The 24,753-nt window shown below is 64.3% G+C and carries 14 protein-coding genes; 4 read left to right on the plus strand and 10 right to left on the minus strand.

From position 1 onward, the window contains the following. The coding region (locus GY769_06925) for a hypothetical protein (protein ID MCP4201650.1) at positions 1–625 on the minus strand (625 nt) is incomplete at its 3' end. Between the two features lie 214 nt (positions 626–839). Then, positions 840–2,315, minus strand: a complete 1,476-nt coding sequence (locus GY769_06930) for a hypothetical protein (GenBank protein ID MCP4201651.1) — start codon at positions 2,313–2,315, stop codon at positions 840–842. 827 nt (positions 2,316–3,142) lie between these two features. On the opposite strand from GY769_06930, the gene GY769_06935 reads away from it, so the two are divergent. From GY769_06935 to GY769_06945, 3 genes are all read left to right on the plus strand, one after another. Beyond that, on the plus strand, positions 3,143–5,869 hold the full coding sequence (locus GY769_06935) for a hypothetical protein (GenBank protein MCP4201652.1): 2,727 nt from the start codon (positions 3,143–3,145) through the stop codon (positions 5,867–5,869). A 50-nt stretch (positions 5,870–5,919) separates the two neighbouring features. Next, positions 5,920–8,433: a VWA domain-containing protein gene (locus tag GY769_06940; protein ID MCP4201653.1), complete on the plus strand. Its 2,514-nt coding sequence runs from the start codon at positions 5,920–5,922 to the stop codon at positions 8,431–8,433. A 606-nt stretch (positions 8,434–9,039) separates the two neighbouring features. After that, the gene (locus GY769_06945) at positions 9,040–10,500 is read left to right on the plus strand and encodes a serine hydrolase (protein MCP4201654.1); all 1,461 of its coding nucleotides are present in this window, start codon (positions 9,040–9,042) and stop codon (positions 10,498–10,500) included. A gap of 53 nt (positions 10,501–10,553) precedes the next feature. Here the strand turns inward: GY769_06945 and GY769_06950 are convergent, their stop codons facing one another. Then, positions 10,554–11,576, minus strand: a complete 1,023-nt coding sequence (locus GY769_06950; protein ID MCP4201655.1) for an adenosine kinase — start codon at positions 11,574–11,576, stop codon at positions 10,554–10,556. Positions 11,577–11,938: 362 nt separating this feature from the next. Here GY769_06950 and GY769_06955 point away from each other — a divergent pair, with 362 nt between their 5' ends. Next, the gene (locus GY769_06955; protein ID MCP4201656.1) at positions 11,939–13,510 is read left to right on the plus strand and encodes a xanthine/uracil/vitamin C permease; all 1,572 of its coding nucleotides are present in this window, start codon (positions 11,939–11,941) and stop codon (positions 13,508–13,510) included. Between the two features lie 45 nt (positions 13,511–13,555). Here the strand turns inward: GY769_06955 and GY769_06960 are convergent, their stop codons facing one another. The 7 genes from GY769_06960 to GY769_06990 all read right to left on the minus strand — a co-directional run bounded on the left by GY769_06960 (position 13,556) and on the right by GY769_06990 (position 24,664). Further along, complete coding sequence (locus tag GY769_06960; GenBank protein MCP4201657.1) at positions 13,556–14,956, minus strand: guanine deaminase; 1,401 nt, start codon at positions 14,954–14,956, stop codon at positions 13,556–13,558. Between the two features lie 12 nt (positions 14,957–14,968). Beyond that, a complete protein-coding gene (locus GY769_06965; protein ID MCP4201658.1) occupies positions 14,969–15,448 on the minus strand; it encodes a hypothetical protein in 480 nt (159 codons plus the stop codon). A gap of 15 nt (positions 15,449–15,463) precedes the next feature. Beyond that, complete coding sequence (gene xdhB, locus GY769_06970; GenBank protein MCP4201659.1) at positions 15,464–17,809, minus strand: xanthine dehydrogenase molybdopterin binding subunit; 2,346 nt, start codon at positions 17,807–17,809, stop codon at positions 15,464–15,466. Positions 17,810–17,811: 2 nt separating this feature from the next. Further along, positions 17,812–19,368 (minus strand): xanthine dehydrogenase small subunit, encoded by a 1,557-nt coding sequence (gene xdhA / locus GY769_06975; protein ID MCP4201660.1) that lies wholly within the window; start codon positions 19,366–19,368, stop codon positions 17,812–17,814. 376 nt (positions 19,369–19,744) lie between these two features. Then, positions 19,745–22,174, minus strand: a complete 2,430-nt coding sequence (locus tag GY769_06980) for an SLC13 family permease (protein ID MCP4201661.1) — start codon at positions 22,172–22,174, stop codon at positions 19,745–19,747. Continuing rightward, complete coding sequence (locus GY769_06985; GenBank protein ID MCP4201662.1) at positions 22,084–23,409, minus strand: amidohydrolase family protein; 1,326 nt, start codon at positions 23,407–23,409, stop codon at positions 22,084–22,086. Before GY769_06985 ends, GY769_06980 begins: the two co-directional genes overlap by 91 nt. Next, on the minus strand, positions 23,357–24,664 hold the full coding sequence (locus tag GY769_06990) for an NCS2 family permease (protein ID MCP4201663.1): 1,308 nt from the start codon (positions 24,662–24,664) through the stop codon (positions 23,357–23,359). Before GY769_06990 ends, GY769_06985 begins: the two co-directional genes overlap by 53 nt. Positions 24,665–24,753: the final 89 nt, after the last annotated feature.

Consider the following 24,753-nt stretch of genomic DNA (forward strand, 5'->3'; position numbering starts at 1 on the left):
CGGCTCCCGTCTCCCCCGTCTCCCCCGTCTCCCCCGTCTCCAATACCGCCGGCGCCGACGCCACCGCCGTCGGCTCGTCATCGGCTTGGGCGAGGAGCCGCTCCTCGGCAGTCTCCGCCCATCGCAAGGTCAAATCCGGAGCGCCCTCGCCGGTGAGGCCGTCGGACCGTAGCAGCGCCCACCCGCCGCACGCGAGCAGGATGGTCGCGACCATCGTCGCACGCCGAAGTCCGTCAGAGAGGTCACGGGTGGCCACCGCCCATGCGACGAAAGCGAGGCTCAGGACCCCAGGGGCGTAGATGAAGAACTGCATCCCCAAGTTCCCGGTCCGGATCGACTCGTGGAGGATGTAGGGGGTCGCGGCCAGCGCGGCGATCATCAGGAGGATCGCGCCCGCGCGCTCGGACCACGGCGCCCTGCTGAAGAACACCCACCAGACGATCACGGCCAACCCGCCGATGGGTCCGCTCAGCACGGCGAAGGACGCGAGGTCGGGCGCGACGACGGGGAGAGCGAACCTGGTAAGCCACTGCAGCAGCACGATGACCACGCCGGGCCACAGCCGGAGCGGAGTTCGAAGGATGGGTTCGTCGATCTGGGCGATTGTCATATCAGACTCTCCCATTCGTCAGTCATTCTCTGCGGCCGGCTCTAAGCGTGACGCTCATCCCTACGCCCCGAAGACTTCGGATGTTTCGTTTCCATACCCCCTATTACGCACTTCGACTATCGACACGCCGACAGCAAGCCACATGATGTCGGCGTTGGCTCTATGTTGCCGGGGGCCGCGCCATGGCCGGCCTTCCCCTTAGTGGCGACTCGCTGCGTCGGCCGCGCGACTATTCGTACGGACGCAGCTCGGTGACGAAAGCCGAGTATTTCCTGCCGCCGCCGGCCTTCTCGATTTGCACCGGTGAAGCCAAGGGGTAGTCTCTTGACAGAGTCGCGCCGGTCAGAAAGATCCGCTCGCCCGAGGCCGATATCGCGAGCCCTCCGGACACGCCTCCGGCTGGATGGCCGACGGACTCGTAGCGGCGGCCTCCAAGATAGGTCCCGAAGAGCGGTCGCACGGCGCCCTTTGCCAGCACGGCGACGTACAGGTCTCCTGCGCCGTACTCCCGGTCATGGGGCGTCGCCTGCACCGGATCGGAGAGCGGCACCCCGAGCCGGCTTCCGCCCGCGATAATGACTCGCCCCCGGCGATCGACGGCGAGGTCGGTGACGTTCCAAATCGGAGGACATTGCGCGTTTTGTAGCTGGCGGCCACTGGCTTGAATGCGGAGGTATTGGCTGTATTCGCAGCCGCCGACCAGGTCCTCCCAACCATCTATTTCGAGGTCGTCGAAAACAAATGTGACGTGTGGCCGTCCCCTGCGATCAACGGCAAGGGCCTGCAAGGCCCCCGGGAAAACAGAAGAGCTCTTGAGCTGAAGGGAGCCGTCGCCTGCTTGGAACCGCGACAGGAATCCGGCCGGACCGCTGTCCTCTCCGACCACGAGCCCGGAGGTTTGACGGAGCGGTCGAAGGGTGGGGAAATCCGCGGAGTCCGTGGCTCCCGCCGCCCACAGGGTCCGGCGTTTGCTGTCCCAGACGAGGTGGGTAACTTGCTGAAATCCGCTCTTGCCCAGCAGAGCAAAGGTCCCGAGCCGTGCTTCTCGCGTGTCGATAGATGCGATGAAGGCGGTATAGAGGGCGTAGGGATCGGATGGGTTCGTCGGCAGGCCGAAAAATTCGGTCGAGAAGCTACCCCCGGCGACGAAGACCCGTCCGTTTCGTTCGTAGGCGAGCGCCGAGGGAGACACTCCGAGAAGAGTCGAGAAAAGGACCGTCTGGCCGTCGGGCGAGACTTTGGTCAGGAAGCCGCGTTCTTGAGCAGGCGAAACGTCCAACCCCTCGACGGTCGGGAAGTCGTCCGAGTCGGTTGTACCGGCCACGTAGATGTTCCCACCTGGATCGACCGCTACGGCGGTCGCGGTATCTCCGGCCGATCCCCCGAGATAGGTGGCGAACTCGATCCGGGTGCCGCTGGCATCGAGCTTGACGACGAAGGCGTCGCGAATCTTGTTCGGGCGCTTGCCGGGGGACTCGCTCTGCAAGGCGCGAAACGTGGGGAAATCCGGCGAATCCGTCGTTCCGACGATCACGACTCCGCCGTCGGGTGTCTGAGCGATCGCGTGCCCGAAATCGTGCTTGGAGCCGCCCAGGTAGGTGCTGAACGCGATTTCGGAAGCCCCCGCGGGTGCGAGCGGCAGCCATGCCAAGGTGAGAAAGACAACGAGGCATTTGCGGGCCGCGCTCATTGACAATCCGTTCATCTGGAAGCTCTTCGCCTACTCAGTCTACCGAACCCGCCCTTGCGGTGATGCAGGTGACCGCGACGACCCTGGCGACGACTGTCTGGGCTTGCATCCCAGCTCTCGAGGTTAGGCGGAGGCCCCAGTCTGCAATGCGCTCAGCGCCCGGGTCCGGAGCCTCCTGCGCCTGGGCGACCGGGAGCAGGAAGTCACCTTTCGTGCGCAGTAGCTCCGCTGCGGCAGCAGCCCGCCGGCGAAGCCCTGGTCTCAGCCCGAAGCGAGTGCCCACGGGCTCCGGGTTCGAATCCCATACGGGCTACCATCCTTAAACCCAATCTATTCAACACCTTGTGACCGATTGCCTTTGGCTCTGTCGGAGTCGATAGGTGCTGCTTGGTCGACTGATGGTCAAATCCGGTCTTCCGAGAAAGATTCTTCCTGGTTGATTCGCTTGCTTCAAGCAAGGGTGTTTTGGCAGACGGACGAGGGGATTTCCGAAGAGACAAGAACGATCCCGAAGGCACGCTGGCTGTCAACGGGGGCAGGTCCTCTGGGGGAGTTGTCATCTCCCTTGGAGTCCGGCTAACGATCTAGCGGCCCCGTTCTCGGAGCCGTCGCATCTTCAGGGTCTTAGCGGTGTAACCATTCCCTTCTGCCCGAGTAGCTTGCCCATGATCGGGAGCGAGAGGCCCGCACCCATCCCGCCCCTCCGGGTGGCGCTCTCTTCGTCACCTTGGGCGTAATGTGTAGATTGCCTCGATAAAGGCACGGCTGACCGATTCAACTACTCGGTAGGTCACTGTTTTGGGATCGTGAGAGTGCGCGCCACACAGCGATTGAGGTGCGGAATGAGAAGAGCTATCCTTCGCCTGTTCCTAGTCATCCTCTTGATCCTGGTGAGCTCGGTCCCGTCGCGCGGCGAGGAGGGCCTGCTTCCGAGGTGGGTCGACGAGAGCCAGGCTTCGTCGCTCTGGATCGAGATACCGTTCCCCGGCCGGGACGAGTCTGCGCTCGAGCTCACCGCCGCGAACCGTTTCCTCATCGTCAAGCTGACGCTGACCGACGTGCACGACTGGGGCGACATCGCCTTCGATCTCAAGAACATGGTGGTCGAAGCTCGCGCCCAATCGCCCGAGGCCAGGGTTGCTCTCGACGGTTCGCGGGGGACGATAGAGCAACTGCTGCAACACGATCTGGCACGATATGTTGACGCCTATGTCTACCGCCAGAATCCGATACTGCCGACGGGGGATCCCACCGCTCGCCTGTGGTGGCGTACGCCGGCCACCGAAGAGGAAGTGCTCGACAAGCTCCTGCGGGCTGGCCGCCTCGGTGCTGAGCTCGTGGTGCTCGAAGGCGTAACCGTCGATCCGGCCCAGCGAGAGCTCTTGGACAGTATCCAGGCGACGGGGCCGACAGATCTCGTGCCGCAGCCGGTCGTCTCCGGAATCGCCCAGAGCCGGGTGCATTTCTTCCTCGATCCCGAAAGCGGAGATCACTACCTCGCCATCCTCGCTCCGGCCGGGGAGACCCGGCACCTCGGGTTCAGCCTGGAGGAGGGGCTGGAGGTCCACGAGCTCTACCCAGAGCCCGCCGATTACGAGTTCTCGGGCCTGGGCTCGCGCAGCGAGCTCACCACCTTCGGCGGCCACCGCTTCTACCTCTTCGAGCTCCGTTCTGCGCTTCCGCAGAGGCCGCAAGATAGCGTCGTGGTCGATGCCACCCGGATCATGGACCCCTACGAGATCGTGGTGATGAACCAGGCCTTCCAGAAACGGGAGGCACAGAAGGTGGAGTCGCTTGACGTCATCGAAGTGCACGACTACCTGGCGCAATTCCCGAGAGCGCGCCCCGGCCGTCAGGAATACAGGGTCATCGAGCGTCGCGATCAGGCCACGGACTACATCTGGATCGGCAGTGAAAGAAACGGCGTCAGGGTTCCCGAGGACAAGCTCTGGAAGGGCTACATCTACGACGACAAGGTCCTGCTCGACCCGCTGGAGATCGAGCTCGACCGCACCTACGAGTACACCTACCTGGGCGAGGAGAGCCTCGACGGGCACCTGACCTGGAAGGTCGGCTTCGAGCCCGTCGAGTCGGGAGCCTATCTGGCAGGGACGGTGTGGATCGACCAGCAGAGTCACGCCCAGCGCCGGCTCCGGGCCAGGTTCGTGCAACCGCAGCCGCCTCTTGCTTCCAACAGAATTGACGTCCACTACCAGTGGGTCGAGGACGGCGGCCAGCAGTACTGGACGTGGACACGTCTCGAGGGCGCCCACATCTGGACCTATCTCGGCGCCCATTACGCGGTCAAGACCGAGGTCGTTCGCCGTGGGCACAGCTTCAACCGGGCCGACCTCGAGGAGGATCTCGAGCCCATCTACCTATCCGACACCAGGATCATCCGCGAAACGCTCGATGGCGATCTTTTCTGGCTTGAGCGCACGGGGCTGAGTGATTACTTCTGGAAGATCCGCAAGGAAAAGAAAGCTCGCGCGGCCGAGTTGGCCCCTGCGGAGCGCCGTCGCGAACGCGAGCGCCGTCGCGAGGCAGACGCCGACGTTCAGACCGAATCGTACGGCCGCAGTCTCGGCAATCCCAAGAAGTACTCCGGCGTTCATCGGGCCGGCCTGCTCGTGGCCTTTGACGAAGATCAGGAAGAGGATATCTACCTGTTCCCGTACTACAGCTACTTCAATCTCAGGCTGAAGGGAACCAAGTATCAGTTCTTCTTCAACTCGTCGGACGCCGGGGTGATCAGCTTCGCGCGCCCAGGCACCATCCGCAAGAACTGGACTCTCAGCGTCAGCATGGATCCCCACTCCTGGGACGACCGCGAGATCGGTTCGAGCAGGGAGGAAAAGGTCAACATCAACGCCAACCGTTGGACTTTCTCTCTGGCTATGCCGGTCAACGCCAATTGGTCCTTCTATACACGCTTCATCCGTCTCCCGGTAAGCTACGAACGCGCCGACCACACCGACCCGGACTTCGTGCTGCCCGAGGATCACAACGAAACCGGCTATCGGGTGGAGGCCAAGTACGATCGGCGCGGTTTCTCCTCGCAGTTGGCGATCGAGCACACCAATCGCAACAGCTGGAAGCCTTGGGGCTACCTCGACGAGAGCCTGGAGGAGAACGCGGTCGATGTGTTTCTCGACGCTGGCTACTACACCCAGCTGACGCGTAACCAGGGACTGACGATTGTCGCGTCGCACGCGCGTGGCTCGGGGCACGACCGCTTCTCGCGCATCCGCTTGAACAGGTCTCCCATCCGGGCTGGCGGCTACAGCAGCCAAATTCGCTTCGACGAGGGTCTAGGCCTCGGCCTCGACTACAGCGGCCACTTCCGCAAGCTCTTCCCGATCAGGCTGGGTCTCGACTTCGCGCTCGTCCGTCCCGACAGCGACCTCGACGAGCAGGAGCACCTGGTCGGGCTGCGCCTATCCAGCTTCTTCCATGGCCCCTGGAAGACAGATGTGTCGGTCAGCGCCAGCCGGGGTCTGGACACCAGCATAGAGGAAGCCAAGGAGCAGGACACGAGGTTCTTCCTGGTCTGGGCCCGAAGGTTCTAGAGGCCGGGGGTGTGGCTCGTCTTGGCCATCGCGGCGCACGCTGTCTCGCTGTGTCGCTGATCCTCCTGGGCACTACCGCCCTGGGCGCCCGGCCCCCACCGTCGTCTGCCGTCGGCGACGAGTACTACGCCTCCTGGCTCGCCAGCGTCGAGCACTTGATGAGCGACGCCGAGTACGAGGTGTTCGTCGCTCTCGACGACGGTCGAGAGCTCTTCATCCGCTGGTTCTGGGAAGTCCGCGCACCAAACACCGGCTGGCACAACCCCGTTCGCGAGCGCTGGCGGAGCAACTTCGAGGAGGTCAACCGTCAGTTCGGCACCCTCCACAGCGATCGCGCCCGGGCCATGCTGGTCGCCGGCAAACCCGACAGGGTGATGGTTCTCGCGGGCTGCCGCGGACCGCTACGCGATCTCGAGATTTGGGCGTTCAGCCCGCGGCAGATCGACGCCCAGGCCGGGCACGGGGACGCCGGCGACGTCACGCTGGTCTTCTACCTCACCGGAGACGGCGAGGCCGAGTACTACCGGCACTGGTCTCACGATGAGGGCTTCGCCGCCCTGGTACGTGAGCCTGCCGGCAGAAAGCCCTGGACGCGCGAGCGGTTGCTCGAGTTCGCCGGCGCTAAGAACTGCTTCGACTTCCTTCCGGGAGAGGCCGAGAACTTCGCCGCGGCCCTGAGTGACGCCCTCGACGAGACCGAGTTGCTGGAACGCATCCATCCGTCGATCCCCGGGCCGGGCTGGCTCGCCCTTTTCGCTACCGAGCTGGCGAGCCGGTCGCGCACCGCAGGGCCAAAGAGGGTCGCGCCGCCTGCCGAGATCTCCTTTCCGGGCAGCTACGAGGGCGCCACCCTGGTGCGGGGACGGATCGCGGTTCCGGTCGCCGAGGTGGGGCGCAGTGAGGGCGGCCAGCTGTTCGATGACCTGGTCGTCGAAGGTGATGTCTGGGCTGACGGCCGCATGATCGACGTGTTTCGTCACGTCAGCCATGTGCGGGGCGGCGAACCCGGTACCGCCGTCCTCCTCGACTTCTACCGCTTGCTCGAGCCCGGCACCTACACCCTCAGCCTCTGGTTGCAGGACGGCGGAGGACGTGGGCTGCTGCAGGAGGTCCGCGGGGTGGTGGTGCCCCTAGTGGAGAAGAAAGTCGGGTCGCCGCCCGGAGGGCAAGCCCTGGCCGAGCTCACCGGCGACCGGGTCGAGGTGATGACCGCTTATCCTAGCGTCAAACTGCTGGCACCGGGCCCGGATCTCGTGGTGGGCGAGGTCGAGATCACGGCGGTGACGACCGGTGACTCGATCGCCCGGGTCGACTTCTTCCTGGACGACGAGGCTGCAGCCAGCGACACCGAGCCACCCTTCTCCGCCGAGCTCGATCTCGGCCGTACCCCGCGGCGTCACACCGTCACGGCGGTGGCTGTCGATCCGAAAGGAAGCCAGCTGGCGCGCGACGAGATCGTGCTCAACGGCGGGCCGCACCGCTTTGCCATCCGGCTGGTCGAGCCGGCGCCGGGCTCCGGGGGACAGCGTGCGCAGGCCGTTGTCGAAGTACCGGAGCAAGAGAGCCTCGACCGCGTCGAGCTCTATCTCGACGACACCCCGCTGGCGACTCTCTACCAGCCCCCCTTCATGCATACCCTGCCACGCGCCGAGACGGGCCGCGCGGTATTCGTACGCGCCGTGGCCCATCTCGGGAGCGGCCTGGCGATCGAGGACACGGTCCTCCTCCACTCCGCGGACTTCAGCGAGGAGATAGACGTCCGGCTTGTGGAGCTGTTCACCTCGGTCGTCGATCCCCAGGGTCGGTTCGTCGGCGGCCTCACCGCGGAGCGGTTTCGGGTGCTAGAGGACGGCGTCGAGCAGACGCTAACGCGCTTCGACACCCTGGACCAGCTACCGATCCGCGTGGCGCTGCTGATGGACATCTCCGTGTCGATGGTGCGGCTGCAGGAGATGGCCACCCTGAGCGCACTGCGTTTCTTCGAAACGGTGCTCAGACCGAAAGACCGCGCCGCTCTACTGACCTTCCATCACGAGATCCGGCTGCTGGTGCCGTTCACCAACGACCTCGAACGGTTGCGCCATGGCCTCTCCAGTCTGACCCTCGAGCTCTGGACCCGTCTCTGGGACGGCGTGATCTTCACTGGCCACTACTTCGGTGGTCTCGAGGGAAAGCGTGCCCTGGTGGTGCTTTCCGACAGCAGGGAGGTGGGCAGCCGGTTCGGCTTCAAGCAGGTGCTCGAGCATGTCCTGCGCTCCGGGGTGGCGGTGTACCCGATCATCATCGCCGGTCAGGAGGACCCGCTGGAACGTGCCCGTCTCAAGCGATTGGCCGCAGAGAGCGGCGGCACGTTCTTTTCTATCGAGCGGGGCGAGGAGCTCGACGCGGTCTACAGCCAGCTCGAGAGCGAGCTGCGTTCCCAGTACCTGTTGGTATACCAGGCACCCGACACCAGCGCACGCGACAAGTTCCGGACCGTAGAGGTGGAAGTGCTGCCGCCCAGTGATCCAGAACCTCCGGGGCAGATCCTGCGGGCCAGGACGATTCACGGCTACTATCCATAGGAGGGCAGACGACGACACGGACCAATCGGCGGCGTTGCCATCACTCCACTTCCAGAGCTGGCAGATCGGGCATCCTGGAGATCCGCAGGCCCGCCACCGGGAGAGAATCCAGCTTTCCTCTCCGGAGTCATCTGTGATCCTCCGGTAGATGAGACGAGTTCCGCACTTCCTCATGTCGGAGGCTTGCCTCTGGAGAGTCCGGACTCCAGACCGAGCGAACTTCTGAGCTACGAACTCTGTTGCTCTCCGGAAGCCGATCCAGTGGTCGAGGTTTGGTGGACTTCCGATGTGGGGTCTTGGTTCTAATCCACCATCCCACCGTGGCCGAGGGCGTGAGTCCTGAGATTCGAGGGGCATGTCGAACTACGCGGATGCAGCAGCGATATTGCCCTGCTGAAGGGTAGTCAACTCCCGTAACCATTGACTGATCTGGTTCCAAGTAGGAACGGAGTGGGCTACCAGACCTTACTTTCAGTCGAGGCCCCGCCGTGTATTCGATCCTCGGTCGTCCGACTCCGGACAGAGTCCAGATTCCCCGTGTCCCGCAGACGAATCTGCGGGGTCTCACGCCGCAGGACGCGTTCTTCATTGAAGGGGGAGTCCGCCATGAGGAGACGTGCCAGGAGATCGCTCGAGAGCCGGATATCTCTCCTTGCCGCTTGCTTGCTCTTCGCGGCCACACCGCCGCCGCCGGCCCAAGCCAAGCCGGCGACCGGGGACTGGCCGCGCTGGGAGAGCCCTGAGGATGCGGGTTTCTCCTCCGAGCAGGTGGCCGAGGCCGAACGGCTGTGGTGGGCCATCGATGACGCCCCGATTGCGGCGTTCTTCTTGGTCTACAAGGGGCGGGTCCTGACGGCCTTCGGCGACGTCACCGCCGACCACGAGTGCCACTCGGTCCGCAAGAGCTTTTTGAGCGCCCTCTACGGGATCCAGGTCGCCAACGGCACCATCGACCTGGAGGCGACCCTTGCGGAGCTGGGGATCGACGACCGCTCGCCGCTGACCGAGGTCGAGAAGCAGGCGAGGGTCCGCGATCTGCTCATGGCGCGCTCGGGCGTCTACCACGAAGCGGCCTGTGAGTCTCAGGAAATGAAGGATGCGCGGCCTCCGCGCGGCTCCCACCCACCTGGGACCTTCTGGTACTACAACAACTGGGACTTCAACGCCCTGGGGACGATTTTTCGCCAGGAGACCGGCCGCGACATCTTCGAGGAGTTCAGGCGCAAGATCGCGCGCCGCCTCGGCATGGAGGACTTCGAGACGTCGCGCTGCTCTTACTATTACGAGACCGAGTACTCGGACCACCCGTGCTACGTGTTTCGGATGTCGGCGCGCGACCGGGCGCGCTTCGGCCAGCTCTTCCTCCAGCGGGGGCGCTGGGGCCGGCGGCAAATCATTCCCGAAGACTGGGTCGACGAGAGCACCCGCGGCTACTCGGACATAGAGGGGCTCGTCGGGATGCCGGGCGCATCCTATGGCTACATGTGGGTGAATCTCTCAAAGGAGTTCTTCGCGGAACAGACTGCGGATCGCCGCCTCCATCACCTGTCGGGATTCCAGGCCAGCGGCTACGGCGGGCAAACGATCTACGTCCTTCCGGATGCGGAGATGGTAATCGTCACGGCCTGTGACGTGCCAGCCGGCGCCTTGCTCGAAGGTCACGAGTTCGGACCGGTCATCGAGACGATCCTCACGGCGCGCGAGATCGTCGACCTCGAGGCTCGTCGCCCCAAGGCCCGGGAGCAAGCCGCAAGTGCCGACGACATCCTCCACCTGAAAGTCAAGATCAAGAACCGGGGTGCGGCGACAACCCTGGCGACGACCGTGGAGTTCTACCTGGCGCCCGTCGACCGCCCCGGCGAGGAGATTCACCGGCTCGGCATCGTCGACCTCGCAGCCATGGCGGCCGGAAGAAGAAAGAACGTCCGGCTGGTGGCTCTGGTTCCTGGGGGTCTTGAGCCCGGGCGCTATCGCCTGATCGCCTCGGTCGACGGCGACAAGACGAACTACGACCTGCGCCGCGATAACAACCTGAAGACCGCTCGGCGGACGCTCAAAATCCACTGACCGGACGAGCCCGGCAGAGACCATGCGCGAATGGCTGCACCTCCGAGCTGGTCTTAGCTCGACGCCAGGAGCTTGTTCACCCGTGGTTGAATGTCGTGGGACAGCTTGACGCCCAGGTGACCTACGGTGTCGGCAGCGAGCAGGGTGGCGAGCTCGGCGCAGGTACGGAGGGGCTGTTCGCGAATCAGCCCGGCGAGAAATCCCGCAGCGAAGCAATCACCGGCTCCGGTCGTGTCGACGACCGAGACGTTGTGAGCCTCTACGTGAATCAGGGTGTCCTGGTGACCGACGAAAGCGCCCTCCACGCCGGCCGTGACCACTGCAACATCTACCGTAAGGGCCATCTCTCGGCACGCCTCCTCAGAGGCCAGGCCCGTGAGAATGCGAGCTTCCTCGGCATTGGAGAATAGAACGTCGAGCCCCTCCTCCAGATGGCGGTGCAGGATCTCTCGGGAGCGGTTGACCGCGAAGGGGTCGGCCAGATCCATGGCCACCTTGCAGCCCGCCTCACGAGCCGCTTCGAGGGCCAGCTCGATGGCTTCGATCTGATTGGGTGTATCCCACATGTAGCCGGTGGTGAAGAAGATCTTGCTGCGGCGGATATCGTCGAGCGGCACGTGCTCCGGCAAGTACTTGCGACAGACCCCCAGGTGGGTGTTCATCGTCCGCTCGCCGTCCGGCGTCACCAGGATCACGCTGGTTCCGGTCTCGCCCTTGACGTGGGCGAGCTTGGTCTCGACGTCGACCTTCTCGAGCTCCTTTTGGAAGAGAGCTCCATTGAGATCGAGGCCCACAGCGGAGCTGTAGCAGCCGCGGCTACCGAACCGGGAGGCGACCCGCAAGACATTGGCGCAGGAGCCACCGGCTTCGATCTCGGGCTCGAGGCCGTCGACATGCTCGAGAATGGCCGCCTGCTCCTCGGTGTCGACGAGCTTCATGATGCCCTTGTCCAGACCGAGATCCTGGAGGTCCGAGTCCTTGCCCTGGATCAGGAAGTCGAGGATGGCGTTCTCGACGCCGGTGATGTCGAGCGGGCGCTGTTTCTGAGCCGGCGAAAAGAAATCGAATTGGGTCATGTCATGTCCTCGAAGCTTTCTCGGGAACCGGGGGAACCGGGGGAACCGTCGGCGGTGTGGCTGACGGGTTCCCGTCGAGAAGATGCGTGTGTGGTTGGTTGTCCAGCTCTGGCTCGGGATCAGCGCACTCTTGCGCTGCCGTCTTGCGGGACGAGGATATCGCAGCTTGCACCCTGCTATAGTCCGGCCAGTCCAGGTTTCTCTCGAACTTCGTTACTCACGCGCTGCAGGTAGCGCGTTTGCTCTTCACACATTCTCGCGCGCCCGGAAAGCGCGGTAGGGGGACGAGCGATGCCGCCTCGCGCGGAGCGAGACGGTCAGGTCGTCGTGTTTTTCAACCAACCAGAGAAGGAGGCCAAAGGATGAGTGCAGCAGCCGGCACCAAGGAGTTTCATTACCCGATCTTCGCCAGGAGCGACCTCAGTGCGTTCTGGGCTCTGTTCACCGACAACTTCACCAATCTGTTGGTGATCAGCGGCGTCTGCAAGTTCGTCTTCCAGATGCCGGACGAGCTCGTCTTCGGCCGCATCATTCCCGGAGCGGCCTTGGCGATTCTGGTCGGTGTCTGCTTCTACAGCTGGCTGGCCCATCGGCTGGCGGAGCGAGAGCAACGCACCGATGTGACCGCCCTGCCGTACGGCATCTCGACGCCGGTCATGTTCGTCTACCTGTTCGGCGTCATCGGCCCGATCTACTTCTCGACCAACGACGCCTATCTGGCCTGGCAGGTCGGCCTCGGCGCCGGCTTCATCGGCGGCATCGTTGCAGGCCTCGGAGCCCTGGTCGGACCCTTCATCAAGCGGGTGACCCCGCGCGCCGGCATGCTGGGCACGCTCTGCGGCATTGCGCTGGTCTTCATCGGCGTCACCGCCATGGCGCTGGTGTTCGAATCTCCGATCATTGGCTTCATCTCGCTGACGATCATCCTCTGGGGCCTGGTGGGCCGCTACCGGCTTCCGTTCAACATCCCGGCCGGGCTGCTGGCGTTGTTTCTGGGAACCGTGGTCGCCCTGATTCTCGGGAAGTCGACCATCAGCGCCGAGGGTGTCGCCTTCAACTTTCCGCTGCCTTATATCGGCGACATGATCGCCGGCATCAAGCACCTGTTCGCCAATCCAGCGCTCTTTCTGGTGCTGATCCCGGTCCAGGTCTATAACTTCATCGAGACCATGAACAACGTCGAGTCGGCGGAGGCCAAGGGCGACAAGTACCCGGTCGGCGTGGCCATGGCCTTCGACGGCGCGGGCACCATGCTCTCGGCCGTCTTCGGCTCGCCGTTCCCCACGACGGTGTACATCGGCCACCCGGGCTACAAGCGGATCCATGCGCGCGCGGGCTACACCCTCGGCGTCGGGATCGTGCTGTTGCTGGCCTCGACCTTCGGTCTTATGGCCTTTCTGGCGAACCTGGTTCCGCTGGCAGCGACCGCACCGATTCTGATCTACATCGCCATGACGCTGATCTCGGAGAGCGCGGCGGCTGTGCCGCGAGTGCACGCCATGGCGATCGCGGTGGCAATGATGCCGCACGTTTCGGCGCTCCTGAACGTCAAGTGGAGCTCGATGTTGCAGGCGCTCAGAGCCTTCGGAGCCGACAAGCTCCCCGCGGCCGTGAACGATCCGGGCTTCGTCGCCGAGATGTCTCAGCAGGGCGCGCGGGTCATAGGGCACGAAACGTTGGCCAACGGCTCGATCATCACGGGGATGATCTGGGGGGGCTTCACGGCGCTGGTTATCGACGGCAAGCTCAAGAACGCCGGCTACTTCTGTCTCGCGGCGGCGGCGATGAGCAGCGTCGGAATCTTGCATGCCTCCGCCCTGCAGGCACCGGCACTCTCGCCGGTGGTAATCGGTTACCTGATCATGGGCGCGTTCATGATCCTCTATCCGATGTTCGGCGAGGTGAAATCGTTGCACCCGGAGGACACCGACTGAGTGACGAGCTAGATCACAAAGAGCATGCACCCCGCGTTCGCCGGCTCAGTCGTTGAGCTGGCAACCGCGCACGTAGGTCTTGGTGAGTGCCACCTGGTTGGCCGCCATGAGAACGGTGAAGAGTCTGCCGTGTTTTCGCTTGCGGGGGTCGTCGCCGCGCAGTCCCCACTCGAGGCTGTTGCCGAGCGGCTCCCAGGCCGAGGGGTCGATGACGACCATGTCGGCCTCACGGCCGGGGTCGAAGTTGCCGATCCTGTCTTCGAGATCGAGAGCCCGAGCGCCGGCCACGGTGGCGAGGTGGAGAAGAGCCGTCGGATGCAGCGCGACCGCGTCTTCGACCTCGCTGATGTGGACCTTGAAAGCGGCGTTGAGCACGTCGGGGATGAACCAGGTATCGCCCGCCGCGAGGTCGGTGCCGGCGGCTACGTTGACGCCCGAGTCAATGGTCCTGCGCCAGGGCATGGTGCCGCTGCCCAGAAAGAGCTGGCTGGTGGGGCAGTGGGCCACCGAGGTTTGAGTCTCGGCCATGCGGGCGAGCTCCGAGTCCTGGCAGTGCACGCAGTGGGCCATCACGCTGCGTCGGCCGAGCAGGCTCGCGCCGCCTTTCCTGCTGCCGGGCAGGAAGCGGCCGTCGTAGGTGTCGAGGTAGGTCTCCACCTGGTAGTCGCCCAGGACCGCGGCGATCTCGCCGTCGCCCGGACGGTTGTTCTCATTGAGGTGTGAGGTGAAGTAGACCCCCCGATCGCGGAAATGGTCGTAGAGCTCACCCAGAGCGGCAAGCGTCTCGGTCGTCACCGAAAGCGAGAAGCGCGGCACCACGGCGGCATATATCAGTGCGTTGCGGCTCTCTTCCTCGGATTTCGGATGCCACTTCTCGATCTCGTCGCGCGTGAGCCTGATGGCGTCCTTCTCGCTCGTGATCAGGGGCTTGGCGGCCTCCGGCCCGACGGTCTGGATGCCGCGCCCGATGACTCCACGCAGTCCGCGGCGCCGGTACTCGCTGAACAGAGCGTCCTGCGCGGCCGGAAAGGCGGATCCGAAGACCAGGGAGGTAGTGGTTCCGGCCGAGATCAGGCGGTGGCAAAACTCCCTCGCCGCGCCGGTCGCGAAGTGCTCGTTCTCGAACCTCGCCTCGGCCGGAAAGATGCACTCGTTGAGCCACTCGAGCAGCTGCCCCCCGCCGTAGGCGTCGATCGAGTTGACCTGGGGAAAGTGCATATGGGTATCGACGAATCCGGGAAGCAGAAAGGCATCGCCGTGATCGACGAGCTCGACCGCGGCGCCGTCGATCTGCGGCCGGTCGACGTACGCTCCGCACCACTCGATAACGCCGCCATCATTGACCAGCAACGCCCCGTCGGGGATCTCGACCAGCGCCTCGGCCGCCTCCTGCACGGTGGGCGTGCCGGTCAGGTGAAAAATGTGTCCCCGGTGCAAGGTACTCATGGCCCGATACCGCTAGACCTGGAATAGGTAGCCGATCACGCTGCCGACGTACCCGGTGAGGCCGGCGATCAAGAAGACCGAGGCCAGGTGGTATTTCCTGGTTCTCTCGTTGCGCCGAATGATGAGGTGAACCAAGGAGTCGCGGATCGTGTCCTTGCACCGGCGAGTTCCCCAGCGCAGCTGCAGTGGACCCATCAGCATCAAGACCGCCGAGACCAGAATGAAGGCCAGTCCGTAGGCGATACTGACTTTGGAGAAAGTGCTCGAGGCGGCGATCTTCGGGCCCGAGAATCCGGTGATCGTCAGCGTGATCGTCACCAGGCCGAGAAGCAGTTGGGCGCGGCTCTGCAGAACGTCGAACTGCTTGACCAGGACGTCGAACACCTTGGAGTAGTTCTCCTTGCCGTGAATCTCGAGCAGATAGGTGAGCTCTTGCTCGGGTGTCTGGGTGTGCGTTCCCCCGGGGCGAGGCTTCTTGTTGCGTTTTGACATGCTCTCGGGTCGGTCCTAGGCCGCGCCCTCTTGCTCTCGCCCGTTCCCGGTACCGAGCCGGCGCTTCAGGTCCTCGATCGCCATGAGGACCTCCTCAGGCGTCGCGGGGCCGCTGATGTGCGGGCTCAAACGGTGCCGGCCGACGCTGGCCACGGCGTCTTTGATGGCATGAAAAACCGATATCGCGAGCATCAGCGGGGGCTCACCAACGGCCTTCGAGCGATGGATGGTCGGCTCGTTGTTGCGCCCGCCTTTCAGCAAGTGAACGTTGAAGACCTCGGGCATATCGCTGGCGACCGGAATCTTGTAGGTCGAAGGGGCGTGTGTCTGGAGCTCGCCCCTGGCGTCCCACCAGAGCTCTTCGGTCGTAAGCCAGCCCATGCCCTGGATGAAGCCGCCTTCGATCTGGCCCATATCGATCGCCGGGTTCAACGACTCCCCGACATCGTGCAGTATGTCGACTCGGGTGACCTTGTACTCACCGGTCAGGACGTCGATCACGACCTCGGAGACGGCGGCTCCATAGGCAAAGTAGTAGAAGGGTCGCCCGGTGAGCGTCGAACGATCGTAGTGGATCTTGGGAGTCCGGTAAAAGCCGGTCGCCGAGAGCGACACCCGGCCCAGCCAGGCGAGATTCGTGAGCTCGGCGAAGGGCACACGCTCGTCGCCGACGTTCACGTGATCGTCCCGGAACTCGACTTGCTCCGGTGCCACGTCGTAGTGCTCGGCGGCGAACCGGGTCAGTCGCTCTTTCAGCGTCCGGGCCGCGGCCTGGGCCGCCATCCCGTTCAAATCCGATCCCGACGACGCCGCGGTGGCCGAGGCGTTGGGCACCCTGGCGGTGTCCGAGGGGGTGCAGCGAATTCTGCCGATATCGATCTGGAGCTCCTCGGCCACGACCTGAGCGACCTTGGTGAAGAGCCCCTGGCCCATCTCGGTGCCGCCGTGGTTCAGCTGCACGGTGCCGTCCGAGTAGATCAGGATGAGGGCCCCGGCCTGGTTGTAGTGCGTGGCCGTGAACGAGATGCCGAACTTGACCGGCGTCAGGGCGATTCCCTTCTTGAGCAGCTCGCTCGAGGCGTTGAACTCGTCGATGTCTCGCCGACGCTGCCGGTAGTCCGAGGTCTCCTCGAGCTCGGGGACCAGGTCCATGAGGCGGTTGTCTTCGACCTTCATGCGGTAGGGAGTGACGTCGCGCTCACCGATGCCGTAGAAGTTCTTGGTGCGCACATCGAGAGGATCGACCCTCAAGGACCGGGCGATCTCGTCCATGACCCACTCGATCGCCATCATGCCCTGCGGGCCGCCGAAGCCGCGAAACGCGGTGTTGGAGACCGTGTTGGTCTTGCAGCGATGAGAGGTAATGGCCACATTTTCGAGGAAGTAGGCGTTGTCGGCGTGAAACATCGTCCGATCGTTGACCGGGCCGGAGAGGTCCGTGGACATTCCGCAGCGGGAGGCGAACATGAACTCGATGCCCTTGATCTGGCCTTCTGCGTCGAAACCGACGTCGTAGTCGACCCGGTAGCCATGGCGCTTGCCGGTCATCACCATGTCGGTGTCGCGATCGGGCCGGACCTTCACGGCCCGGCCGGTTCGGCTGGCCAGCAAGGCGGCGATACTCGCGAAGAGCGCCGGCTGGGTCTCCTTGCCGCCGAATCCGCCGCCCATCCTCCGGCATTCCACAACGACGTCCTTGGCGGTCTTGCCCAGGGCGTGGGCGACTACGTGCTGGACCTCGGACGGGTGCTGGGACGAGCTGTAGACCAGCAGGTCACCGTCTTCCTTTGGCAGAGCGAAGGCGATGTGCCCCTCCAGGTAGAACTGGTCCTGGCCGCCGAACCGGAACGTTCCCCGGAGGCGATGGGCGGCGGCGGCGATCGCCTTCTTGGCGTCGCCTCGCGCCATGGTCATGGTCGGAAGGACGTAGGACCTCTTCTCGAGCGCGGTATCGATGTCCAGAATCGGCTCCAGGTCTTGGTATTCGATCTCCGCCAGGCGGGCCGCGCGGCGGGCGTGCTCGACGCCGGTGGCGGCGACCGCGAACACCGATTGCCCGATGTACTGTACGAGCCCGTCCGCGAAAATAGGATCGTCCTTGACCGGACCTCCGATGTCGTTGGCTCCGGGAATGTCGCCGGCGGTGATCACGTCGACCACGCCGGGCGCGTTCCAGACCGGATCCAGGTCGATCGACTTGATTCGGGCGTGGGCCCGCTCACTCATGCCGATTGCCGCGTGCAGAGTTCCTATGGGCTCCGGAATGTCGTCGGTGTAGCGAGCCTCGCCGCTGACATGGAGATGGGCGCTCTCATGGGGTAGGGGAGTACCGACGCGTCCCCTGATCGTGGTCTCAGACATCTCTACCTCCCGTGCTCGCCGTGCTCGAGTACGCGTGTGTCTCCCTGCCATCCCGACGTCTCCAGGAACAGCTTCTTGAGCAGGTTGCGAGTGACCATTTGCCGGTACTCGAGACTCGCCCTCATGTCGCTGATCGGGGTGTAGTCGCGATCCAATGCGGCCATGCCTTCCGCGAGCGTTGATTCATTCCACCGTCTGCCCTCCAGCGCCCGCTCACACTCGGTGGCGCGCTTGGGTATCGCCGCCATGCCGCCGTAGCAGATCCTGACGTCTCGAACCCGGTCGTCGTTCAACCGGAAGGCGTAGGCCCCGCAGACGGCCGAGATGTCCTGATCGAATCGTTTGCTGATCTTGTACATTCTGAGCTGGCGATCGGCGGGCTCGAGCGGGATTCGCACTCGCTCCACGAATTCGCCCGGGTCCAGGGCCGTCTGCTGGTAGGCGATGTAGAACTCGTCCAGGGGCAGCTCGCGGGTCTGCTTTCCGCGCCGCAGCACGAGCGACGCGCCGAGTGCGATCAACCCGGGCATCGAGTCGCCGATCGGAGAACCGTTGGCGACATTGCCGCCGATCGTCGCCGCGTTCCGGATCGGTGGCGAGGCGAAGCGCCGGTACATCTCGCCCATGTCCGGGAAGTGCTCTCCGATCAAGCCCTGGGCGTCGCTGACCGAGACCGCCGCGCCGACCTCGATGTGGGCCCCGGTCGCCTCGAGAGCCTTGAGCTCTTCGACGTCTCCCAGGTAGATCACGGTATCGAGATCCATTTGATTCTTGGTGACCCAAAGCCCGATGTCTGTCCCGCCGGCCAGGATGTAGGCGTCCGGATGGCGTTCGACCAGTTCGGCGAAGTCCTCGATCTTGGTCGGGGCGTAGTACCTGCGGGTTTCGCCGGCGAGGTTGGGGCCGGTTACGGCGAGTGTGCCGCTGCGCTGAATGGAGCGCAGCCGCTCGACCATCTCGAGCTCGCCCGGGGAAGGCCGATCTCCATGTTCGGCCGAATAGGGGCTGTGGGTCCAGGTGCCGTTGCCGTTGCCGGACAACGCATACATCTTCTCAGCGGCCTCTAGGATCGGGCGGTAACCGGTGCAACGGCACAGGTTGCCCGCAAGCATGTCGTTGATGCGCGCTCTGCTGGGCTTGGGCTCCGACTTGTACAGTGCGAACATCGACATCACGAACCCCGGTGTGCAGAAACCGCACTGCGAGCCGTGGCACTCGATCATGGCCCTTTGCGCCGGATGCAAGGTGCCGTCCGGGGCACGCAAGCTCTCGACGGTGAACAGCGCCTTGCCGTCGAGGGTTGGCACGAACTGGATGCAGGAGTTGAGTGCGCGGAATCGAACCCGGTCTCCGTCGAGTGTTCCGAGAACCACGGTACAGGCACCGCAGTCGCCCTCCGCGCATCCCTCCTTGGTGCCGGTGCGGCGGAGGGTCTCGCGCAGGTAGTTGAGCACCGTGGTGTTGGGATCGATATCTCGAATCGTCCTGACCTCGCCGTCGAGGATGAAGCGGATCGGATCGCCAGGGACCTCGGAGCCGGGCTGTTTGGTCGCCGTCATGGTCGTGCTCTCCGGGGAAGAATCTGTCCTAAGTAAAGTGCTCCCGGCTGATAGCCCCATCGGTCCGCCGAGTTCGAAGACCCGGTCGAAACCGGAGATTCAACCATGCTGCTGTGCGGCCGCCAAGGAACCCGCTGGAGTGTCTCTGAATCAGTATAGCTCAGCGGATCGCGACCGCCGCTCGAGGGTAGTGGTACGTTTTGAGCATCTTGGCCCATGCTAGGATCTCATCCATGCCTAGTAAGGGCGACGTGGCCTGGTGGGTGATTCTTGGCGTGATGGCCGTGCTGCTCATCATCTTGCTAGCCTGACTCGTACCACTACCCGCTCGAGCGCAAGCGGAGGTCGACCGCCGCCATACAGTGAGACTCCGCGCCTACGGCGTCAGCGGCCAGACCAGCGGCAGCATCAGAAGCGTTACCACCAGGCAGACCAGGGTCAGAGGTAGGCCGACCTTGATGTAGTCGATGAAGCGATAGCCGCCCGGTCCCATGATCAGGACGTTAGCGGGATGCGCCACCGGGCTCATGAAGCTGGCGGAGGCCGACAGCGACACGGTCATCATGAGGGCGTACGGAGACATTCCCAGGTCGGCGGCGGTGTTGACGGCGAGCGGTGCGACCAGGATGGCCACCGCGGCCGTGGGCATGACCTGGGCGGCAAAGGCGGTGAGCAGGTAGAGGCCGGCGACAACGGCCAACGGTCCCAGACCGCCGACCCAGTCCACCACGAGCCGGGTGACCAGCTCGGCGGCTCCGGTCTGCTGAATCGCCAGGCCCAGAGGCAGCATTCCCGCGATCAGGAAAACAGCCCGCCATTCGATCGAGCGATAGGCTTCGTCCATGGTCAGGCAGCCGCTCAAGACCATGAGGACGGCGCCCGTGACCGCGGCGATATAGATCGGCATCCACCCCAGGATCACCGAGCCGACGACGGCGGCCATCAGCAGGGCCGAGAGCGGTGCCTTTTCGATCAGCGGCGGTTCCTGGGCCTCTTCCGTGAGCACCAGAAAGTCGCGGTCGGTGCCGAGCAGCTTGAGCTTCTCTCGCGGGCCGTGCAGCAGCAGGGCGTCGCCGAACTGGAGTGGAAAGTAGCGCAGATTGCGATAGGGCTTGCCCTCGCGCATCACGGCCATGACGTTAAAACCGTACTTCTCGCGGAAATGCAGCTGCGGCAGGGTCTTGCCCGCCGCGGCCGAGCGCGGCGCCAGGACGGCCTCGGCCAGGCCGACCCGCTCCGACTGGAGCTCGCTGAGCTCCGGAGCGATTTCGGTGTCGACCGGCAGCTCGTGCAGGCCTTCCAGGGTCTTGAGCTCCTCTCGCCGGCCCTTGACCAGCAGCGTGTCGCCGGCGAGCAACTGCTCGTCGGCCGGAGGGATGAGCTGTTTCTGGCCGTCGCGGATGATGGCCATAACGCCCAGGCTGAAGACGTCCCCGAGCCGGCTCTCCGCCAGGGTCTTGCCGGCGACGGGAGATTGAGCCGGCACGCTCACCGACATCAGCCGATCTTCGAGACGGTACTTCGCGACGTCTGCGACATCCGAGACCAGGAACTGAGAATCGTCGCGCAGCTTGTCGAGATTCTCTCGCTTGCCGTGGACCAGCAGCACGTCGCCCGGCGCCAGTCGGGTCTCGGCCAGGTGGGTACGAAGAGGTCCCCGCTCTCGCCAGGCCGCCAGCACCAGGACCTGGAAACGGCTGCGAAAGTCGGTCTCGCGCAGGCTGTGACCGAGCAGGTGGGACCGACGCGTGAGCACGACCTCGGCAAATCCCACATCATCGGACACGAGCTCGCCGGGCGTTACGGTCACCGGCTCCAAGGTGAGGTACTCGGAGACTCCGACCTCGCCGAGAACATCCCGGGGGCCCTGGACCACGATCCGGTCGCCGGGCTCGAAGCGCACGGCCGGGTCGGGAGCGAGGTCGAGGCGCCCCTTGCGCAGAATTCCCATGACGTTGAGGCCGAGAGCGGAGCCGACGCGGCTCTCCGCCAGGCTCTGTCCCGCCAGGTGCGAGTCCTTTGGCACGTCGAGCACGAAGATCCGACCCTGCAGACTGTAGACCTCATCGAGGTCCTCCTCGTCGCCGGTCATCTCCCGCGCCGGATTACGCGACGGCAAAATGCGACGGCCGATCAGAGCCATATAGGCAATCCCGGCCACCACCACCAGGGCTCCGACGGGAGTGAAGTCGAACATGCTGAAGGGCTCGAGGCCGTGCTCGCCGAGTGCCGCGCTGACCAGAATGTTCGGGGGCGTGCCGATCAGGGTCATCAGGCCGCCGAGCAGCGAGCTGAAGGCGAGCGGGATGAGCAGCTTCGAAGGCGGACGGTGTGTCTGTCGCGAGATGTCCATGACCACCGGCAGCAAGAGCGCCGCCACGCCGACGTTGTTCATGAACGCCGAGAGGGTAGCCGAGGTCAGCATGATGACCATGATCAGGCGTGCTTCGCTGTTGCCCGCGAGGCGGAGCACCTGGCGACCGAGAATCCCGGCGACACCGGTCCGCGACAGCCCTCCGCTCAGAATGAACACGGCCCAGACGGTGATCACCGCCGGATTGCTGAAGCCGGAGACCGCCTCCTTGGGCGAGATGAGCCCGGTCAGGGCGAGGGCGATGAGAACCAGGAGAGCCACCAGATCGACGCGTATCAGCTCGCTGACGAACAGGATGATCGCGGCGGCGAGAATCCCGAAGACGATGGCAATCTCGAGGGTCAGTGTGTTCTGCTTCCCTGGCCTGGAAGGGCGGCTGGGTCGATCAGCCGGCCATGGCTGATCACGTACCTTGGTTGTTCGTGGTGCCACAGGGCTTCGTAGACAGAGCCCGCGTTCAACACCACGCAGTGGGCCGGCGCACCGGTCTCGAGCACGAAGCTCTCGACGTTCATCGCTCGCGCCGCGTCGACGGTGATCATGTCGTAGATCTTCTCCATCTGCGGAAAGGTCGTCATCCAGAGCATGTGAACAGCGAGGAATCCCACCTCGAGCATGTTATTGCGACCGAACGGATAGTAGGCGTCGGCGATATCGTCCTGCCCCAGGGCTACGAGCACATTCTGGGCGATGAGCTCCTTGGCACGCGCGTGAAGTGGCCCGGTATGGGGATCGGTGACCACTCCCATGCCGGCCTTGTTCAGCAATGCGCTGATCTTCCTGAAGTAGGGCTCGGGGTACATGCTCATGGCCCGCGCATGGTGCGCCAGGCAACGTCCCGTCCAGCCGTCCTGGATAGCTCTCACCGCCATCTTCTCTAGAGTCCTCAAACCCGGGTCTCCGGCATCGTCGACTAACATCGAAACGTCGGCGTCGTAGGTCCTGGCGATCTCGAACATCTCGTCGATGTGTTTCTGCTCGTCCTCGGCGGTGTACTCGATCCATGGGATCCCGCCAACGACGTCGGCGCCCAGATCCATGGCCTCGCGCACCAGATCCGCGGTCCCCGGCTCGCGCACGACGCCGTCCTGCGGAAACGCCACCACCTGAACGTCCACGACCCCCTTGAACTCCTCCCGGGCCTTCAAAAGGGCCTTGACGCCGATCAGCCGGGCCTTCGAGTCGATGTCGGCGAAAGCCCGGATGTGGGTGTTGCCGAATCGGGCGGCCAGCCGTAAGGCCTTGCGAACGTTGCCCAGGATCCAACGCTGATCGTACTTCTCCTTGACTCGAGCCGCTTGCTCGATGGCGGTCATCGCGGCACCCATTTCACCGCCGTGATAGGACTCGATCGAGCGCGAGTCGAGCATCCCCAGGGTGTAGACCTTGTCGAGATGAAGATGGGGATTGGCGAACGACTCCGTGACCAGGTTGCCGTCTGCGCGAATCACCTTGCGGCCGCGAGTGGTGATCTTCCCGGCAATCTTCTTGACCACGCCGTCGGCGATGCCGATGTCTACGGCCGCCTCGCGCCGGCGAAGGCGGGCATTGCGGATGATCAGGTCGTAGGTCAACTTGCCTGGGCTGAGTTCCGCAAGGAAAGGTGCGGTTTCCTTAGCCGCCCGTTCGAACCGCGTAGAAGCCGGCCAGGAGTGCCGCCAGCACATACAGGATCGGGTGAACTTCCTTGAAGCGACCCCGCAGCACTTTGATCAGGACGTACGAGACGATGCCCAGGCTGATGCCGTTGGCGATCGAATAGGTAAACGGCATGGTCGCCGCGGTGAGGAAGGCCGGCACGGCTTCGTCGATCCTGGACCAGTCGAGGTCGCGGGCGCCCTGCATCATGAGCGCCCCGACCACGATCAGGGCCGGCGCCGTGGCGATGGCGGGCACCGCCGTGAAGAGCGGCGTCAGAAACAGCGAGAGCAGAAAGAGGCCGCCCACGACGACGGAGGTCAGACCCGTTCTGCCCCCTTCTTCGACGCCGGTGGCCGATTCGACGTAGCTGGTCACGGTGCTGGTTCCCACGGCGGCTCCGACCGCGGTGCCAATGGCGTCCGCAGCGAAGGCCCGGTTGGCTCGAGGCAATTCGCCGTCTTCGTCCACGAAGCCGGCCAGCCTGCCGACACCGATCAAGGTGCCGGCCGTGTCGAAGATATCCACGAACAGAAAGGCGAGAACGACCAGAATGAGCTTGCCGGTCAGCAGGCCGCTGAAGTCGAGCGCTAGGAAAGTCTCCTCCGGAAGGTGGGGCAGGCTAAACAGCTGTTCGGGCCGTGGACTGAGACCCGAGAACCAGCACACCACGGTCACTCCGAGGATGCCGATGAGGATCGCCCCTTTGACTCGGCCGGCGAGCAGAACGGTCATCACGACCAGTCCGGCCAGCGCGAGCAGGACGGTCGGACTGCGAACGTCGCCCAGGGTCACCAACGTCGCCGGATGATCGACCACCAGACCGGCGTTTTCGAAGCCGATGATCGCCAGGAAGAGCCCAATGCCGCTCATCGTGGCGATCTTGATCGACGTGGGAATCGCCCGCAGCAGGGCCGTCCGCACGCCGGTGGCGGCGAGCGCCAGAAAGAGGAGCCCCTCCACGAAGACGGCCGCCAGGGCCACCGGCCAGGGAACGCCCAGGGTACCCACGACGCCGAAGGTGAAGTACGCGTTCAAGCCCATCCCGGGCGCCAGGGCGAAGGGATAGTTGGCATAAAGGCCCATGACCAGCGTGGCGACCGCTGCCGCCAGCGCCGTCGCGACGGCGACGTCGCTTGCCGGGAGCCCGGCCTGCGAGAGGATCTGAGGATTGACGAAGAGGATGTACGACATGGTGAGAAAAGTCACCACGCCGGCGCGCACCTCGGTGCCAATTGTCGTGCCCTGAGATCGGAGCCCGAAGAACCGCTCGATAGTGCTCACGTGCCCGGAGATTATAGCTTCATCCGCCTGCTAAGCTACTTGGCGTTGACGCAGGAAGCCAATACGTTTGCTGCGCTCGCGGTCGCGAG

It is taken from the genome of bacterium (assembly GCA_024224155.1).
Lineage (GTDB): Bacteria > Acidobacteriota > Thermoanaerobaculia > Multivoradales > JAHEKO01 > CALZIK01.